This is a genomic window from Chitinophaga agri (assembly GCF_010093065.1).
GTDB lineage: Bacteria > Bacteroidota > Bacteroidia > Chitinophagales > Chitinophagaceae > Chitinophaga > Chitinophaga agri.
Window position 1 is genome coordinate 4,967,431 of record NZ_CP048113.1, and the last position, 18,142, is coordinate 4,985,572.

An 18,142-nucleotide genomic window follows, 5' to 3' on the forward strand; every position below is an offset into this window, starting at 1 on the left:
CCGGTGGCTTTTTATTGTTAGCTCCTATTACAACCTCCTTTTATATTAAGCCTAGTTGTTATCTTTAGTGTATAAAGTTTATTCCTATGCGATATGTATTGCTGCTGGCAGCAGGCATTTCTTTGTTCGCCTGCAACGCCCCAACCAACAAGACAAATACGAAAACAGGCACAGACCAACCCGGAAAGTCTGCCGGCCTCACTGCCCAGCAGATCTATCAGAAAGACGTAGTTATCAGTTTGGTCAAAACCCATAAAGGAAAGAATAAAGTATCTGACAAATACTTCCTGGATGGCGTGGACATGTACCGTAATAAGCGGAACCCCGAAGAAGCCGCGGAGCTGTTCAAAAAGTCTATTATGGAACAGCCGCAGGCAAGAGCTTATTATGAGTTGGGAAATGCACTTGCGGACATAAATAATCTGCCGGATGCTGCCCTTGCCTATCAGTTGGCAGAAGTACTGGACTATAAGCCGACTTCAAAGGTGCTGTATAACCTGGCCTGTGTATATTCCCGCGCGGAAGACTACAATTCTGCCCGCTATTACCTGGTATCAGCTATAGAATTTGGTTACAGTAATGTAAAGAATATTTACGCTGATAAAGACCTTACCTATATCCGGGAAGCTGGCAGGGAGGATTTCAATAACCTGGTAACAACCGCCCTGAGTGGGGCTACCGATCCCTCAAAACTGCAATGGAACCTGTTCTGGCATGAATTTAAGCCGGTATCTTATCCATTGGTATTGAATGAGGAATATGGACAACAACTCAAGGATGGCCCTGACTATATCTCCTACGAGTACGAAAGGTTTGTTGCTGAAATGAGGGATAATGAAAGGTTCTCCCGCGAAGTGGGATATGAGTTTTATCATGTGGGACTGGCAAAAAGTACTGATAGCGTTAAGACGCTGATCTATGCTGTGCATAATGTGATCAGTGGAGATGGACATCCGCTGGATTTTTATATTGTCAGCTTCGATGGGCAGGGTAAACTGATTGACAAACTGGTTATTGGCGGACAGAAAAAATTGAGTGATCCATTCCGCGTGCCTACACTCACAGAGAATGGTAATATTGAAGTAGGACTGTTTACCCAGGTGTATCAGAAAGATCCGGAGAAAGCAGGCTATGATGACAATGAAGTAGTGGAAAGTAAGTTCCTGGATAAAGAATACTACACTATTGCGGCAGATGGTCATTTTGTAAAGAAGGACGAACTGCTGGGAATGAATCGTTAAGATAGCCCATTCCCCGGCGGATAATCACTTCTGCTATTACCAGGTTCAGGGTCCAGCTCATCCATGAAATGAGAATATAGGCTTCCACAGGATGGATGGGTGGATGGAATGTCCCGATCAAAAATGCAAAAAAACGTAGGGATATAGCAGACAGGGTAAGCGCGTAACTCCTGATCATCATAGCGGTATGTTGCTTCCAGTTCCGCTGCATGGCATAGCGCCAGCCCAGGAATGTTGTGACGAGCCACAGGGACGCAAGTATGACAAAACTGATCCTTGCTGGCACACCGCCATTCGCATAGCATCCCATGATCAATCCGGAAGGACCGCTAAACGCAAGGATCACTAAAGCATATAATTTCCCGGACCTGCGGTGCAGGCCGGGAAATTTTTTTAAGAGGTACATGCTGAATTGAAGCAGGCCAGTGACAAGCACGATAACGCTTGTGAACACGTGCACATAAAAACTGATGCGCCAGTGCCTGATATGATATACCAGCTGTTTGGTCATCAGGAAGTCCACATAACGGTCAAATGACGTGTATGGAAGACTTAGCAACAACATCAGCCAGCTGGTATAAAGTATTACAGCTGCGAACAGGTAAAAGAAGATCTTTCTGGTCACGGGTCAATTAATACTCGTTTTGAGAAAAGCTGAACTTATCTCCTTCCATTGATGTGGTGGTATATTCGTATTCTCCTGTTTTATAGGTATTGTTGGTGATGGCAAAAACAGTAGACCGCTGGCTGTAGAAGTCATTCGGCTGCCAGCTGACAAACACACTGTCGGTTCCACGTTTCTCCCAGGTTCCTCTTAATGTGATCATTTGCGCAGCAAAAGTTGAATCATTGGTCTTCTCGTAGTAATTCAACGTGCAGTTACCATCATTTGAGAAATCAATATCACAGTGATCGCCGGAGAAGAAGCCAGGAGTGCTTTCATCTTTAGACAGGTGAACCAGGCTGAATTTCTTTTCGCTTAATGATTGGGTGTTGGACGGTTTCCATGAGCCGGTTGCATTTTCCAGCAGGGTATCCAGTTTGATGGTGAAGATGCCGTCAAACTCATGATCACCCGGTTCTGACAATACAATTGCATATTTGTCGCCTTCCCGGCTGATAGTACCGCTTACATTTCTTCTGAGACCTTTATGGGTATCGTAGCCGGCCAGTTTTACGCCACTACAGTAGTTAATAGTGATGTAAATCGGGCTGCCACCAAAATCGCCTTTGTATGTACCCATGATGCGGGCTTCCATAGGAATTACCAGGATTGGGGGATTAGCAGTTTGGGTAGAATCGGCCGTCGCCGCTGTTGTAGAGGGTTCCTGGCCACCACATGCACTGAGCAGGCATGCGCCAAGGAATGCAGTAATAATATATTTCACAGGGTATTTTTTTGTAAAGTAAGTAATAAAAGCAGATTTATACAGCGCACTACACAAGAATCTGAGCTTCTGTACCAGGAGAGGGTGTGCCCCCTGTTGCACCTGACAGCAGTGGCAGTAGCTGAATAGTTTTAAGGGGATACGTCAGCCGCTTTATGCAGTGAGACCAGTAGTGAATGGCTTGAGTAGTTGTCGTGTGAGCACCTGGTTGCCCCAATAGAAGGTACCACGCAGATGAATATAGGATAGAGACGCATACGATTGCTGACTCAGCCACATCTATGTACTCCGGATGGCTTTCTGTAATGGATAATCGAATCTCAGAAGAGCATGCGCCTATTATCACGGGTACGTATACCGCCGAAGGAGAGAAGGAGGGAGAGGTGTATGCCACTTTGAGCCGGATTTTTACACAGCTGGTATGTGCAGGTTTTTCCTGCACGCGGGTGTTCAGGACATGGTGGTTCGCCCGGGGTGTCTCGTGTGGTCTTCATTCGTGATAATATTTCTGTAGAACAAGATATTCAAAAACTGGAGGTTTGTATGTATATTTAGCACAGAATTACCTGGGCAATAAGTTGATAACCTGTACCCGTCTTGTAAGCATTGCCTGTACCCGGAAATCATATTTGACTCACAGATAAATCCAAATTTTGATAACAACCAAAATTTAAAATGCATGAAACGACTTTCTCTCAACCTTTTCGCCTGTCTGGCACTGGCATTTGCTGTATTAACTGTTTCCTGTGGTAAAGATGGAGATACTGGTCCTGCCGGAGCTGATGGCCCTGCCGGTCCTGCTGGTCCAGCTGGACCACAAGGTCCGCAAGGCCCTGAAGGTTCCGCTAATGTGATCTATTCTGACTGGCTGGATGTGCCGTATGAAGCGGATACTATTCATACTTCAGGAGGAGGCATTGATACCATAGGTTATTTCGCTTCTATCGAAGTCCCTAAACTGGATCTGAACATGCTGACCAACGGAGAGATCAAAGTATATCTGAATGGCTTCAGCGCTGCTGATCCGGCTGTTATACCATTACCTTATTATAGTGTTTACAGTAATCTGAGCATCAATCCAACATTTTACCTGAATGAGATCTATCTGTATTCTAATGGAGATATCAGTACTGTACAGGATAATGCCGGTACAAAATACCAGCAATACCGTTACGTACTGATTCCTGGAGGAGAAGAAGCGCGTAAGGCAAAAATTGACTGGAATAACTATGAGCAGGTAAAGCAATATCTCGGTCTGAAGAATTAATTACCCGTTCCGTATAAAACAGTAAGAGGCGTCAGGATATCCTGACGCCTCTTACTGTTTTATAGAAAGACTTGTTTATTCTTCTTCTTCGATGAAATCATCTTCGTCTTCACCATCTTCTTCATCTTCCTCCTGGTGTCTGTTGCTCCTGCTTGGCACAGCATCATTGTTCAGCGCTTCCCACAGCATATCTTTCAGTTCAGAAAGTCCCTGTTGGGTAACAGATGAAAAGAATACATGTGGTACATCATCCGGAAGTTCTGCAGAAATAGCCTCCTTCAGTTCATCGTCCAGCATATCGCTTTTACTGATAGCCAGCAGGAATTGTTTATCCAGCAGTTCAGGATTGTATTGTTGCAGCTCGTTCACCAGGATATCAAAGTCCTTTCTGTGGTCGGAGCTGTCCGCCGGAATCAGGAACAGCAGTACAGAGTTCCTTTCGATATGACGGAGGAAGCGGTGCCCCAGTCCTTTACCTTCATGGGCGCCTTCAATGATACCTGGCAGGTCAGCGATAGCAAACGAGCGGTCATTACGGTAAGGCACCATGCCCAGGTTAGGGGTAAGGGTTGTGAACGCATAGTCGGCAATTTTAGGACGGGCAGCAGTAATGGTAGACAGCAGGGTAGATTTACCTGCGTTCGGGAATCCTACCAGTCCAACGTCAGCCAGTATTTTCAGTTCCAGTACTTTCCAGCCTTCAATGCTTGGCATGCCTGGCTGTGCGTATTCCGGTGCCTGGTTGGTGGGAGATTTAAAGTAGCTGTTACCCCGACCGCCTTGTCCACCTGGTATCCAGATCACTTCTTCGCCATGGTGCAGGATCTCTGCTTCCAGTTCGCCAGTTTCTTCATCAAAGGCCTGTGTACCGAGTGGTACTTCAATAATAACATCTTCACCATTGCGGCCGGTACTGTTATTATCACGACCGTTTCCGCCATCTTCTGCCACCACATTTTTATACCAGCGAAGGTGCAGCAGGGTCCATAACTGGGAGTTCCCTCTCAGGATAACGTGACCGCCGCGTCCACCATCTCCACCATCAGGTCCGGCTTCAGGGTTATATTTTGTGCGCATGAAGTGTGCACTACCTGCGCCTCCCTTACCGGATTTGGCGAAGATCCTTATGTAATCAACAAAGTTGCCTCTTTCCAAAGTATTCGATTTATGCTTAATATAACGCGGCCTGAAATAGGGGCTACGTTAAATACGAAAACGCAAAGATCGTTAAGTTCAGCCATTTTAACACGGTTTACGCGTTAAAATGCTTACTTACAATCTTTGCGTTCGAAATATGTATGTGGGAGAATTAAACTTTCTCTTCTACCAGTGTTTCTATTTCTTTGCTCAGGCGGTCGAAGATTTCTTCAACAGAACCTTCACCCTTGATCTTCTTGAACTTGCCATATTTGGCATAATGGTCGGCTACAGGTGCGGTTTTATTGTGATATTCCACAATACGGGCTCTGATCACCTCTTCGTTGGCATCATCACTACGACCAGAGGTGATACCTCTGTTCAGTAGACGTGCAATCAATTCATCTTCAGGGACTTCCAGTGCAAGCACGTTGGAAATGGCAGTCTTTTTCAAAGACAGCAATTTGTCCAGCGCTTCTGCCTGTGCAGTGGTGCGGGGAAATCCGTCGAAAATGAAACCTCTTGCTTCCGGGTTGGCATCCAGTTTGGAGCTGATCATGCCAATCACTACCTCGTCAGGTACCAGAATACCCTGGTCCATCACTTTTTTAGCTTCCAGGCCTAGTGGTGTTTTCGCTTCAATCTCGCTACGCAGCAGATCGCCGGTAGAAAGGTGAAGAAGACCAAATTTTGTAATCAGGTTAGCACTCTGAGTGCCCTTACCGCTACCGGGAGGGCCAAATAAAATGATATTGACCATGTTTTAAGAATACTTTAGCAAGACTGCAAATATAGCAAACAATTGAATGTATTGGTAACTAAAATTGCAATTGCTTGAATAATGTAAAATATTTAAGAAATTTCCTAGATATGTTTTAATGATTTGCTGCAAATAATGGATTATTTTTAAGAAGTTCACTGTTGATGCAAAGTGGTCAACGGAAGCGCCTTAGGAGCTGTCATGTCATATCACAGGTCAACGTAAATATAAACATTTCCACTGCCGGATAATTACGGGGTATGAAATTATCAAGCAAAAAAGATTACTTGTTTAAACATTTAAAATATCATCCGTAGTAGAAGAAGTCATGTGCTATGGTGTAATAATTCGTAAGTTTAGTCGATGATGATGAAGCAATTAACGATTTTAGGTCTCTCTTTCTTATGCCTGGGCGGGAGTGTGCTGATGGCCCTTCCGGGAAAAGGCCCAGGTCCACGGCTGGTAAAACGAAATGTGCCCAAAGAAGTAAGTGAAAGCACACAAATCCGTAAAAAAGCCTCCTTCAGGCAGGAAGATCCTGCCAAACGCTGGGTCGACAGTGTGTTTGAATCGCTGAACGATGAAGAACGCATTGCCCAGCTGATCATGATCCGCGCCCATTCTAATCTTGGGGCGGACCACATCAGAAAAGTAACCAAAGATATTCAGGATAATAAGGTGGGCGGGCTGATCTTCTTCCAGGGTGGACCTGTACGACAGGCGAATCTTACCAACTACTACCAGTCTATCTCCAAAGTGCCACTGATGATCGCCATTGACGGTGAATGGGGATTGGGTATGCGACTGGACAGTGTGACCGCCCTGCCCCGCAATCTTATGCTGGGCGCCATGCAGGACAGTGCCCTGGCCTATGACTATGGTAAACAGCTGGCCATGCAGTGCAAGCGCCTGGGTATTCATGTGGACTATGCTCCTGACATGGATGTGAATAACAATCCTAACAATCCGGTTATCAACGACCGCTCATTCGGGCAGGATAAATTCCAGGTAGCCCGCATGGGGATACAGGTTATCAAAGGCATGCAGGACCAGAACGTGATGGCGGTAGCTAAACACTTCCCGGGGCATGGTGACACAGATGTGGATTCCCATTACGATATGCCGGTTATTCGTAAGTCCAGGGCAGCACTGGACTCACTCGAGCTATATCCCTTCCGCAGGGCTATTGACGCGGGGGTGCAAAGCGTCATGATGGCACATTTGTATGTACCGGCCCTCGACAGCACGCCTAATACACCCACGTCCATCTCTCATAAGGCAATTACCGATTATCTGAAAGGAGAGCTGGGCTACAAAGGCATTGTGATCACCGATGCGCTGGAAATGAAAGGTATCGCTAAGTTCTACTCAAAAGGAGAAGAGGCGGCCCGTTCGCTACTCGCAGGTAATGACATGATGATGCTGCCTTCAACTGCATCTGGTAGTGTAGATGCTATTAAACGTGCTATCAGAAGAGGAGACATCACCTGGAATGAGGTAAACGAGCGGGTGAAGAAAGTCCTGCTGGCTAAATATAAACTGGGGCTGAATAAACCACAGTTCATTGATGTGAATAACCTCACTGCAGACCTGAACGCGGGCTCAGACTCACTTACCAAACGCATCGCAGAACAGGCGATCACGCTGGTAAAGAATGATAATTCACTCATTCCCTTTACCCAGCATACACCTGGTAAACTGGCTGTAATAGCCGTAGGAGCAGATGTGAATAATGCATTTGTGCAAACAATAAAAACGCTGCGTCCTGATGTTAATTCCTTCATCTTTACGGCCCGTCAGCCGGAAACACAGGTAGCCCAGGTAGTAGAAAGGCTGAAGAAAGATTATCAGGCCGTGATCATCAGTCTGCATAACTACAGCCGGCGTCCTTTCAATAATTTCGGTATCAGTTCTGCAGAACGCCTGCTAATCCAGCAGTTACAACAGGAAATGCCTTCTGCCACAGTGGTATTCGGTAATCCATATGCTATTCAGTATTTCTGTGAGGGACCGACGATCATTGCCGCTTATGAAGATGATCCAGTCACTCAGCAAACAGCCGCCAATATGCTTTTCGGTCAGCAGCCCTATAAGGGGAAACTGCCTGTGACCGTGTGTCCAAACTTCCCTTATGGAACAGGGATCGTCTATACGCCTCCTGCTCCTGTAGCCCAGGTGAAGTTTGAACTGGAACGTGTGAAACCGGAAACAGTTGGTATGAGCAGTCTGGCGTTGCGTAAGATAGATGTACTGGCCAATGATATGATCGCAAAAGGTGCCGCACCTGGTTGCCAGATCCTGGCCATGAAAGATGGAAAGATCGTATACGATAAAACATTTGGATCCTTTGATTATAGCACACGTGAGCCAGTTACGTCGAGTGCGTTGTATGACCTTGCTTCTGTAACCAAGATCTGTGCGACAACGATTGCTGTTATGCGTTTGTACGATGAAGGGAAACTCAGCCTGGACGCTAAACTGGGCGATTATCTGCCATGGGTGAAAGGTACGGATAAGGCAGGTCTGCGCATTCGGGATATTCTGTTACATCAGGCAGGACTGGTCGCATTCATTCCTTTCTATAAAGATGTGGTAGACGCCAGGGGCATTCCTGATACAGCGCTGTTCCATACTTATGCCGACTCAGTATACGCTGTACGGGTAGCAGAACATCTCTACATGAAATCCAGCTATGTGGATACCATGTTCCAGAAGATCCTGGCGAGTCCGCTGAAATCGCCCGGTAGTTATATATATAGCGATAATGATTTCATTTTCCTCGGTAAGATCGTAGAACAGATCACTGGTAAAAAGCTGAACCGCTATGTGAAAGAAACGTTCTATGAGCCGCTGGGCATGACCACTGCAGGATTCCGTCCAAGAGAACGCTTTCAGTTATCACAACTGGCACCGACAGAAAGTGAACCGATCTTCCGTCGTCAATGGATAAGAGGAGATGTACATGATCCGGGAGCCGCTATGTTTGGCGGTGTGGCAGGCCATGCAGGACTGTTCTCTAATGCAGAAGATCTGGCGCTGCTGATGCAGATGTTGCTGAACGGCGGATCATTGGCAGGCAAAGAATATATCAAGCCGGAAACGATTCAGTTATTCACCGCTTACAGCAGTAATGTTAGTCGTCGCGGATTAGGTTTTGACAAACCGGAGAAGAACAACGGCAGGAAAGGCGAGGCCTATCCGGCGAAGAGCGCATCACCACTTACCTACGGTCATACTGGATTCACAGGTACCTGTGTATGGGTAGATCCGCAGTCGCAGCTTCTCTTCATATTCCTTAGCAACAGGGTTTGTTCTGCGGGAGGAGAGAATAAGAAACTGATCACACACCATGTGAGAGAAAATATCATGGAAGTTTTGTACGAAGCGATGGGAGGGAAGAAGTAGATATAGGAGAACGGGATAAATAGGCAATAGTGCCAGATGAAGTATGCCTTAATGGCCATTCATCCGGCACTATTTTTTTATATACATCAATATCTATTGTACGGATACCGTTCTGCTGATGCTTGTTTCTGTCTTGATATTAACGATCTTTTCCGCCAGTCTGCTACGGCCTTTCCTGATCTCAAAAGTGTAAACACCGTCCTGCAGTTCCTGCATATTGAACTTTGCCACATACAGCATGGTTACAGGTAAGGACTCCTGGTGCAGGGTGTAGTTGTTCGCATCTTTGATGCTGAGTACCACTTTTTCTGTACCTGGATTTTCTACAGTGATTTTAAAAATAAGTGCTTCGGCATCTACCTGAGACACTTTCAGTTTAAAGGCATTTACTGGGGCAGGGGTTTCGTCGTTACTTACAATGCTGCTATTGTTTTCATTGTATGCATAGGCGTTTGCCTGGGCTTTTGCAAAAGATAAGTTAATAAGGATAGCGGCTAATATAAACGATGTACGTTTCATACAAAACTGGTTTGTTTTTGTTAGATGATGTTGTCTTGATGTTATTTGTACGTATTAGCTAATACATGTCCGTTAATTCGCCGCAAAGATCGAAGGGGTAAGTTAACGGAAGGTTACCGGCAGGTTAACATAGGATTATGAATCGATCTGGCGGTAGAATGACGAATGTCATTCTTAATTATCATTTGATACCTAACTTTGCTGGCGTCTATGGAAAAATCGAGATTAAAACAGCAGCGGCCGGTTGCTATCTGGCTATATATAGGAGTGGGAATGCTCATTGTCCAGGTATTACTGGGCGGAATCACCCGTCTGACGGGATCAGGTTTGTCTATTACGGAATGGCAGCCGATCCTGGGGGCTTTGCCCCCCATGAATGAAGCTGCCTGGCAGGCAGCTTTTGATAAATACAAGGAAATCGCCCAGTATCAATACGTAAATAGTCATTTCACGTTGTCTGACTTTAAATCCATCTATTTCTGGGAATGGTTTCACAGAGACTGGGCCCGTTTGATAGGGTTTGTCTTTATCATTCCTTTCATCTATTTCGTGGTTAAGAAGAAAATAGACCGGTCCATGATACAACCGATGATCATCCTGTTCATCCTGGGAGGGCTACAGGGCGGTATTGGCTGGATCATGGTACAGAGTGGACTGAATCAGGAAGACCTGTATGTCAGTCATATCCGGCTGGCCGTGCATTTTATCTCTGCACTGGTACTGGTGGGGTATACATGCTGGTTTGCGCTGAAGTTAAGTACACCTAACCGGGAATTGCTGGCGGTGCCACGTTTACGCCGTTTTAACCTCTGGTTAATACTATTACTTACCCTTCAGCTTATATATGGTGCATTTATGGCCGGGCTGCATGCTGCACTTTCTGCGAATACCTGGCCGGATATCAACGGGATGTGGTGGCCGGCAGGTATGTTCACTCAGGGCAGTTTCCTGACAGATATTACCCATAATGCCATTACTATTCAGTTCATACATCGCGGACTTGCCTACCTGATCACTATCCTGATCTTTGTATGGTGGTGGAAAGCATCCGAGGCACGCGAAAACAGTCTCTTACGCACAGTACGTTATCTGCCGGTCCTCCTGGTTATATTACAGGTAGTCCTGGGAGTACTGACCCTGCTGGGTACCCGTGTAAAAATACCTATTACACAGGCATTGTTGCATCAGGGCGTAGGGATGCTACTGTTACTCTCACTTATATGGACATTGTTCCTGAGCAGAAATAAAGCAGTCAGAGACTAAGGGATAAATCTGGCCAAGAACATGTTAAACTTTTTCGTAAGTTTAGTTGTCATAAGCTTAACGGATGAAAGTGAAATCATTGTTGGTCAGGTTTTTTTATTCTTTTCCTATACAACTGTTCTTGCTTCATTTCCGCAAGTACCAGGTGTTGCTGGTTTTCTGGGCTATACTTTTCAGTACGATCAACGGTGAATTTGCCAAAGTTTTTGGTGGTGATGCCTTGTATCTTGCGCCTGAATATCTTGGTAAAGTAAATTTTTACAGTACGTCTATTCTGGGAGTGGCTACCGGCTTGTTTGTAATGAGCTGGAACATCACGACTTTTATCCTGCATACCGGCAGGTTTAAGTTTCTGGCCACTACCTCCCAACCCTTTTTCAAGTATTGTCTGAATAACTCTATTTTTCCGATCGCATTCCTGCTTAACCTGCTGTTGCGCAGCTGGGAATATCAGCGCTATCAGCAGCTGAGTTCCGTACCGGAAATTCTACTGCTCACAGAAGGATTTATCTGTGGATACCTGATGATCATCTTCTTCTGTTTTTTCTACTTTTTTAATGCAGATAAGAACATTGGCCGCAGGCTGGAGAAGAAGTTCGGCAATCCCCGTAATTTCCTGCGCCTGGTGATGAAACCAACGCAGGAAAAAGATGAGAATGCGCTGCCAGTACACAACTACTTCTCTGCCTTCTGGCGGATCCGCAGAGCCAGGAATGTAGACCACTATAACAAACACTACCTCGACAGCATCCTGAAGCAGCATCACTTTGCGGCCATGATCACAGTAGCCTGTGCGCTTATCTTCCTGGTGATACTGGCTTTCCTGATGGATTATCCGGTTTTCAGGATTCCGGCGGGCGCCAGTGTCATGATCTTTTTCGCCTTTCTCATCGGGGTAGCCGGTGCCTATGCATATCTGTTGCAAAGCTGGGCTATACCAATGGTGCTGGTGATGCTCTTTGCGCTGAACTGGATGGTGGAACACGATCTGTTAGACAACCGTAATAAAGCCTATGGTCTTAACTACAAGGAACGTAAGCAAAGACCGGAATATAGTGTAACCGCCTTACAGCAGTTCTTCACGCAGGAAAAGGCGGATAGCGATAAAACATCCACCTTACAGATACTGGAGAAGTGGAAGGCTAAGCATGCTGGTCCTGGCAAGCCCAAACTGATTGTTATCAATTTTAGCGGAGGAGGTTTACGCGCTGCGACCTGGAGTATGAATGTACTGCAGCGACTGGATACACTCATGAAAGGGCAGCTTATGAATAATACCGTACTGATGACGGGCGCATCCGGTGGTATGATGGGCGCATCCTATTTCAGGGCGTTGTATATGGAAAAACAGCTGGGGCGACCCATTGATATGCAGGATAGCAGCTATACAGAACGCATCTCCCGTGACCTGCTCAATAGTGTGTTCACTTCTATGGCAGTAAATGACTTTATTACGCCTTTCCGCTCCTTTAAGATTGATAATAAACGATATGCAAAAGACAGGGGGTATGCCTTTGAAATGCAGTTGAACAGTAATACTAATTATTCCCTTGCAGGAACCATCCGCGACTATCAGCAGCCGGAGCAGCAGGCTATTATTCCTATGCTGATCTGGAGTGCAACGATCAATGCAGACGGCCGCCGGCTCATCATATCTCCACAGCCGGTAAGCTACCTCTGTGCGCCTGAGTATTCTTCGAAAGTGAGAACAGTACGTGATATCGACGGTGTGGACTTTACGCAGTACTTCGCCAAACAGGATGCACTTGATCTGCGCGTAACCAGTGCCATCAGAATGTGTGCAACCTTCCCATATGTACTGCCAAATGTATTTCTGCCAAGTACGCCGATAGTGGATGTGATGGATGCCGGTATCAGAGATAATTTCGGGCAGGAACCTTCTATGCGTTTCCTGCATACTTTCCGTGACTGGATCAATGAGAATACGGACGGAGTGGTATTTATCCAGGTGAGAGATACCCGTAAAAATGATATTAAATCGATCAAACAATCAATGAAGCTGAATGACATGATGTTTGATCCGCTGTTTACGATGCAGCAGCACTGGAGTGCTATGCAGGACTTTGTGCAGGATAATGAACTGAGTTACCTGGAAGGATATTTCCCCGGAAAATTCCACCGGATCATCTTCCAGTATGTACCGCAAAAAGAGGATAAAGCCGCGGCGCTGAGCTGGCATCTTACTTCGCGTGAAAAGATTGATATAGCCGGAGCACTGGACAATCCGACAAACCAGGCTTCATTTGATAGTGTGATGCAGATGGTCCGCAAGCCAATGCTCACGGACCAGCATCATTAAGTTTACTGCAGGAATTCCAGCAATGGTCTGATAAAGTACGGATAAGCCTCTATATGTGGCAGGTGTCCTACTCCCTGAATAGGGATGAGTTTTGCGTGAGGAATACGTTTACTGATATTTTGTCCCAGCTCGGGGTAGTTGCCCATCGTCTGTTTAACTGAGTCGGGTACATTGGCTTTGCCTAAGGCCGTACGGTCGCGTTGGCCGATGATCAGCAGGGTAGGTGCCTGAATATTTTCAAATTCATAGAACACAGGTTGAGTGAAGATCATGTCATAGGTCAGGGCTGCGTTCCACGCTACGCGGGCGTACTCTGCACCTTTCGTCCAGCCGGCCTGTAATACGGCCCATTTCTCGTATGACGGTTTCCATTCTCCGGCATAGTAGTTTGTAAGCTGGTATTGTTTGATTTTCTCATAGTCCTGTTTCAGTTCTCCTTCATACCACTTGTCCACCGACTGGTAGGGCACTTTTATTTTCCAGTCTTCAAGCCCGATCGGGTTTTCCAGGATCAGTTTTTCAACCGTTTCCGGATACATCAGGGTGAACCGGGTAGCCAGCATACCCCCCATGGAGTGACCGAGTACGGCTGTTTTACTGACTTTCAGTGTATCCAGGAGGGCCTTCGTATTCTGAGCGAGGAGTTGGAAGCTGTATTGCAGTTGCTGCGGTTTGGCCGATTTACCGAAACCTATCTGATCGGGTATGATCACGCGGTAGCCATGGTCGCTAAGATCGGCCGCTGTACTGTCCCAATAGGCGCCGCAGAAATTTTTGCCATGTAGCAGCATCACCACTTTTCCATTAGGTTTTAATGGTTGTACATCCATGTAGGCCATGCTAAGTGACTGGCCCTGTACTTTCACTGTAATATAGTGTACAGGGTAGGGGTATTCATAGCCCGCCAGTTCGGCATCATAGGGGGTGATGGTCTGCGCATTTGTGTAACTGTGCAATAGTGAGAAAGCCAGAAAACAGGTAACAAAAATTAATCTTCGTGTCATTATTCACAAATTGTTGAGTAAATATGAGTTACAGCGCAAAAGTAGTGCCTGCAAGAGGCTGGTCCTCAAATAATGTGATGTACGGAAAGGGAGGGTGCCTTGAATAGTAAAAAGTTATATCTGTCGTCCTTTCGTTGTATTTTTGCAATAGGGAAATAGGGACGGAATGGAAGAATGCATGACGTAACAGATTGTTAACTAGTGAATTAACAAACAAATATTCAGATTTTTAACGAATTGTTTGGAGAAATGATCACAATTATTTAAAAGCCTATCCCCACTTTTTCCACATTTTGTTATAACTTTGCGCCTTCTTTTGGCCCGACCTGTGTCAGATAGCCAGAATAAATTGAACAAGATTTATGAATATCCGTAACATAGCAATCATTGCGCACGTAGACCACGGTAAAACTACCCTGGTTGATAAGATCCTGCATCACACCAACGTTTTCCGGGCTAACCAGGAAACAGGTGAACTGATCATGGACAACAACGACCTGGAAAAGGAACGTGGTATCACCATCCTGAGTAAGAACGTCTCTGTTGAGTACAAAGGGGTGAAAATCAACGTAATTGATACTCCAGGCCACGCCGACTTCGGTGGTGAAGTTGAAAGGGTACTGAAAATGGCGGATGGTGTGATCCTGCTGGTAGATGCCTTCGAAGGACCAATGCCTCAGACCCGTTTCGTACTGCAGAAAGCACTGCAGCTGAAACTGAAACCTATCGTGGTTATTAATAAAGTAGACAAGGCGAACTGCCGTCCTGATGAAGTTCATGACGCAGTATTCGAACTGTTCTTTAACCTGGATGCAACGGAAGAACAGCTGAATTTCCCGACCTACTATGGTTCCGGTAAGAATGGTTGGTTCAACGATTCAGTAACTCAGTGTGAAGATATCACTCCATTACTGGACGGTATCCTGAAACACGTTCCAGAACCTCAGATCCCGGAAGGTAACCTGCAGCTGCAGATCACTTCCCTGGATTACTCTACCTTCCTGGGTCGTATCGCCGTAGGACGTGTAGCACGTGGTTCTATCAAAGAAAACCAGCCAATCTCCCTGGTACAGACTGACGGTTCTATCAAAAAGTCCCGTGTACGTGAACTGTACGTTTTCGAGGCGCTGGGTAAGAAGAAAGTAACAGAAGTAGAGGCCGGAGACATTTGTGCGGTTGTAGGTCTCGAAGATTTCAATATCGGTGACACCATTGCTGACTTTGATGCTCCTGAAGCATTGCCTGTTATCAGCGTGGATGAGCCAACCATGAACATGCTATTCAGCATCAACAACTCTCCATTCTTCGGTAAAGATGGTAAGTTCGTGACTTCCCGTCACCTGCGTGACCGTCTGATCAAAGAAACTGAGAAAAACCTGGCGCTGCGCGTAGTTGATACGGACAGTGCTGATAGCTTCCTGGTATATGGTCGAGGTATCCTGCACTTAGGCGTATTGATCGAGACTATGCGTCGTGAAGGTTTCGAGTTAACTGTAGGTCAGCCACAGGTGATCCTGAAAACTGTTGACGGTAAGAAATCTGAACCATACGAAACACTGGTAGTAGACGTTCCACAGGAATTTGCTAGTAAAGTGATCGACCTGGTAACCCGCCGTAAAGGTGAGATGCTGATCATGGAAACTAAAGGTGACATGCAGCACCTTGAATTTGAAATTCCTTCCCGTGGTCTGATCGGTCTGCGTACACAGATGCTGACCAACACCGCTGGTGAAGCTGTAATGGCACACCGCTTTAACGATTATAAACCATGGAAAGGGCCAATCCCTGGTCGTAACAATGGTGTCCTGATCGCTAAAGAAGCTGGTACCACTACCGGTTACTCTCTGGATAAACTGCAGGATAGAGGTTTCTTCTTTGTAGATCCAGGAGAAGATGTGTACAAAGGCATGATCATCGGTGAGAACAACAAACCAGGTGACCTGGTAGTTAACCCGAACGAGGGTAAAAAACTGACCAACATGCGTGCAAGTGGTAGTGACGCTGCAACCAGCATCGCGCCGAAGACCCTGATGACACTGGAAGAATGTATGGAGTATATCCAGCAGGATGAGTGTATCGAGGTGACGCCTAACCACATCCGTATGCGTAAAACATACCTGGATGAGGAAGACAGAAAGCGTTTTGCTAAATCAATGAAAGCAGACGGTGTTGCGTAAGTAACATCCTGTTGAAAATATAGAAAGCCGCCTTGTATAATGCAGGGCGGCTTTTCTTTTTACTACCATTCACCGCTGTGTATATTCATTGCGTACCCGGATTGTATCTTTGTGTCGCAATGGAGCCGCAATTACCGTTATTCAGCGACCCCGCCAGTCAGCATATTTCCCTGAAAGATGGCGAACTGGTTTACTGTCCGCAGTTTTTTACCCTGCAGGAAGCGGACCATTATATGCAACAATTACTGACCACCATCCACTGGCGACAGGAAGGCATGAAAATGTATGGTAAGCACGTACTCTTTCCCCGTCTGATGGCCTGGTACGGAGACGCTGGCAGCAGCTATGCCTTTTCAGGGAAAACCTACACCCCGGAAGCCTGGACTCCAGAACTGCTGGAAATAAAAGACAGCATCATACCGGAAGCCGGCGCCAACTTTAACAGTGTGTTGCTGAACAGGTATCGTCACGGTAAAGACTCCATGGGCTGGCATGCTGATGATGAACCCGAACTGGGAGTCAATCCTGTCATCGCATCTGTCAACCTGGGTGCCACCCGCCGGTTCATGCTACGACATGTAAAGGAAGGCCATCGGTTTGAACTGGAATTGCAACATGGGTCCCTGCTCATTATGAAAGGCACGCTACAACACTACTGGCAACATCAGGTGCCTAAAACAACCCAAGTATCAGGAGAAAGAATTAATCTCACGTTCCGCGTCATTCAATATACCCGTTAGATAACCTTAAAAGACAACAGTATGAAAAACCCCATCTTACTCATCGGCAATGATATTAACAACATATCCAAAGGCCAGAGCTGGAAAGACCTGCTCGCGGATATCGTTAACTTCTGCCTGCCTGATAGCTGCATACAGCTGGATGAAAGAAAACCGTTCCCTTTGTTGTATGAAGAGATTTTCCTGACAGCTATCCGCCGCCAACATATCCGGGAGTCCGAACTCAAAGGTTTCATCGCAGAGAAAACACTGAAGATAGAACAGAACGATATCCACGCCGCGATCCGGGATTTGTCTCCGGCACATATCCTCACTACCAATTATGAATTTACACTGGAAGGTGAAATACCAGACCGCAATACCAGCCTGATCCTTGAAAGGGCCTTCAGCATTTTCAGAAAATATACAGTTGGCGGTATTAACTACTGGCATATACATGGCGATTGCCTGAACCCATCAAGTATTAATCTGGGGTTTGAGCATTACGGAGGCCAGTTACAACAGATGCGTAACTATGTCGTATCTGGTACCACCTATACCAGCAAGCAGGCGCCCCGCCAGTCCCTGGTGCAGCGCATTCAACAACGTCTTCCTGTGAAGGATGATTCGTGGCTGGACCTGTTTTTCACCAGGGATATCCACATATTAGGACTCTCCCTCGATTTTGTAGAGACAGACCTATGGTGGCTGCTGACCTACAGGGCCAGACAGAAATTTCAAAAGAACACCATCCCGGTGCGCAACGCCCTGTATTATTATATTCCAACGGAATTTGTACAGAGTGCCAAGTTTAAACTCGATATGCTGGCAGCCAATGATGTCAAAGTGATCGATATCGAAGCAAAAGATAAACGGACGTATTATGAGGAGGTACTGAAGCAGATACGGCGGTTATGAACCTTGTGGAGTGATTTTTGTTCT

General features: G+C 46.2%; 14 protein-coding genes. 8 read left to right on the forward strand and 6 right to left on the reverse strand.

All coding sequences use genetic code 11. The annotated features are described in order from the left end of the window. The first annotated feature begins 86 nt into the window (after positions 1 to 86). Positions 87 to 1,241 carry a tetratricopeptide repeat protein gene (locus tag GWR21_RS19750; protein WP_162333412.1) on the forward strand — a complete coding sequence of 385 codons (1,155 nt, stop codon included), beginning with the start codon at positions 87 to 89 and terminating at the stop codon, positions 1,239 to 1,241. Here GWR21_RS19750 and GWR21_RS19755 read toward each other — a convergent pair. Continuing rightward, on the reverse strand, positions 1,183 to 1,866 hold the full coding sequence (locus GWR21_RS19755; RefSeq protein WP_162333413.1) for a DUF2306 domain-containing protein: 684 nt from the start codon (positions 1,864 to 1,866) through the stop codon (positions 1,183 to 1,185). The two genes, GWR21_RS19750 and GWR21_RS19755, sit on opposite strands and share 59 nt — an antisense overlap. A gap of 7 nt (positions 1,867 to 1,873) precedes the next feature. Next, positions 1,874 to 2,629: a hypothetical protein gene (locus GWR21_RS19760; protein ID WP_162333414.1), complete on the reverse strand. Its 756-nt coding sequence runs from the start codon at positions 2,627 to 2,629 to the stop codon at positions 1,874 to 1,876. 679 nt (positions 2,630 to 3,308) lie between these two features. On the opposite strand from GWR21_RS19760, the gene GWR21_RS19765 reads away from it, so the two are divergent. Further along, positions 3,309 to 3,896, forward strand: a complete 588-nt coding sequence (locus tag GWR21_RS19765) for a hypothetical protein (protein ID WP_162333415.1) — start codon at positions 3,309 to 3,311, stop codon at positions 3,894 to 3,896. A gap of 75 nt (positions 3,897 to 3,971) precedes the next feature. On the opposite strand, the gene obgE is transcribed toward GWR21_RS19765, so the two are convergent. Both obgE and GWR21_RS19775 read right to left on the reverse strand, forming a co-directional pair. Continuing rightward, positions 3,972 to 5,051: a GTPase ObgE gene (obgE, locus tag GWR21_RS19770; protein ID WP_162333416.1), complete on the reverse strand. Its 1,080-nt coding sequence runs from the start codon at positions 5,049 to 5,051 to the stop codon at positions 3,972 to 3,974. A gap of 154 nt (positions 5,052 to 5,205) precedes the next feature. Continuing rightward, a complete protein-coding gene (locus GWR21_RS19775; RefSeq protein WP_162333417.1) occupies positions 5,206 to 5,793 on the reverse strand; it encodes an adenylate kinase in 588 nt (195 codons plus the stop codon). Between the two features lie 366 nt (positions 5,794 to 6,159). On the opposite strand from GWR21_RS19775, the gene GWR21_RS19780 reads away from it, so the two are divergent. After that, positions 6,160 to 9,198, forward strand: a complete 3,039-nt coding sequence (locus GWR21_RS19780; protein WP_162333418.1) for a glycoside hydrolase family 3 N-terminal domain-containing protein — start codon at positions 6,160 to 6,162, stop codon at positions 9,196 to 9,198. 93 nt (positions 9,199 to 9,291) lie between these two features. On the opposite strand, the gene GWR21_RS19785 is transcribed toward GWR21_RS19780, so the two are convergent. Continuing rightward, a complete protein-coding gene (locus tag GWR21_RS19785; RefSeq protein ID WP_162333419.1) occupies positions 9,292 to 9,717 on the reverse strand; it encodes a hypothetical protein in 426 nt (141 codons plus the stop codon). 210 nt (positions 9,718 to 9,927) lie between these two features. Here GWR21_RS19785 and GWR21_RS19790 point away from each other — a divergent pair, with 210 nt between their 5' ends. Both GWR21_RS19790 and GWR21_RS19795 read left to right on the forward strand, forming a co-directional pair. Then, positions 9,928 to 10,980 carry a COX15/CtaA family protein gene (locus tag GWR21_RS19790; protein WP_162333420.1) on the forward strand — a complete coding sequence of 351 codons (1,053 nt, stop codon included), beginning with the start codon at positions 9,928 to 9,930 and terminating at the stop codon, positions 10,978 to 10,980. 121 nt (positions 10,981 to 11,101) lie between these two features. Continuing rightward, positions 11,102 to 13,300 (forward strand): patatin-like phospholipase family protein, encoded by a 2,199-nt coding sequence (locus GWR21_RS19795; RefSeq protein ID WP_162333421.1) that lies wholly within the window; start codon positions 11,102 to 11,104, stop codon positions 13,298 to 13,300. A gap of 2 nt (positions 13,301 to 13,302) precedes the next feature. Here the strand turns inward: GWR21_RS19795 and GWR21_RS19800 are convergent, their stop codons facing one another. Further along, positions 13,303 to 14,304: an alpha/beta fold hydrolase gene (locus tag GWR21_RS19800; protein WP_162333422.1), complete on the reverse strand. Its 1,002-nt coding sequence runs from the start codon at positions 14,302 to 14,304 to the stop codon at positions 13,303 to 13,305. A gap of 362 nt (positions 14,305 to 14,666) precedes the next feature. On the opposite strand from GWR21_RS19800, the gene typA reads away from it, so the two are divergent. The 3 genes from typA to GWR21_RS19815 all read left to right on the forward strand — a co-directional run bounded on the left by typA (position 14,667) and on the right by GWR21_RS19815 (position 18,118). Continuing rightward, positions 14,667 to 16,481 (forward strand): translational GTPase TypA, encoded by a 1,815-nt coding sequence (typA, locus tag GWR21_RS19805; protein WP_162333423.1) that lies wholly within the window; start codon positions 14,667 to 14,669, stop codon positions 16,479 to 16,481. A 119-nt stretch (positions 16,482 to 16,600) separates the two neighbouring features. Further along, complete coding sequence (locus tag GWR21_RS19810) at positions 16,601 to 17,221, forward strand: alpha-ketoglutarate-dependent dioxygenase AlkB family protein (protein WP_162333424.1); 621 nt, start codon at positions 16,601 to 16,603, stop codon at positions 17,219 to 17,221. 21 nt (positions 17,222 to 17,242) lie between these two features. After that, positions 17,243 to 18,118 carry an SIR2 family protein gene (locus GWR21_RS19815; protein WP_162333425.1) on the forward strand — a complete coding sequence of 292 codons (876 nt, stop codon included), beginning with the start codon at positions 17,243 to 17,245 and terminating at the stop codon, positions 18,116 to 18,118. The last annotated feature ends 24 nt before the right edge of the window (positions 18,119 to 18,142 follow it).

Coding starts and splice junctions, on each gene's coding strand:
- GWR21_RS19750 (WP_162333412.1), top strand. CDS start 87: ATGCGATATGTATTGCTGCTGGCAGCAGGCATTTCTTTGTTCGCCTGC.
- GWR21_RS19765 (WP_162333415.1), top strand. CDS start 3,309: ATGAAACGACTTTCTCTCAACCTTTTCGCCTGTCTGGCACTGGCATTT.
- GWR21_RS19775 (WP_162333417.1), bottom strand. CDS start 5,793: ATGGTCAATATCATTTTATTTGGCCCTCCCGGTAGCGGTAAGGGCACT.
- GWR21_RS19780 (WP_162333418.1), top strand. CDS start 6,160: ATGATGAAGCAATTAACGATTTTAGGTCTCTCTTTCTTATGCCTGGGC.
- GWR21_RS19785 (WP_162333419.1), bottom strand. CDS start 9,717: ATGAAACGTACATCGTTTATATTAGCCGCTATCCTTATTAACTTATCT.
- GWR21_RS19790 (WP_162333420.1), top strand. CDS start 9,928: ATGGAAAAATCGAGATTAAAACAGCAGCGGCCGGTTGCTATCTGGCTA.
- GWR21_RS19800 (WP_162333422.1), bottom strand. CDS start 14,304: ATGACACGAAGATTAATTTTTGTTACCTGTTTTCTGGCTTTCTCACTA.
- typA (WP_162333423.1), top strand. CDS start 14,667: ATGAATATCCGTAACATAGCAATCATTGCGCACGTAGACCACGGTAAA.
- GWR21_RS19810 (WP_162333424.1), top strand. CDS start 16,601: ATGGAGCCGCAATTACCGTTATTCAGCGACCCCGCCAGTCAGCATATT.
- GWR21_RS19815 (WP_162333425.1), top strand. CDS start 17,243: ATGAAAAACCCCATCTTACTCATCGGCAATGATATTAACAACATATCC.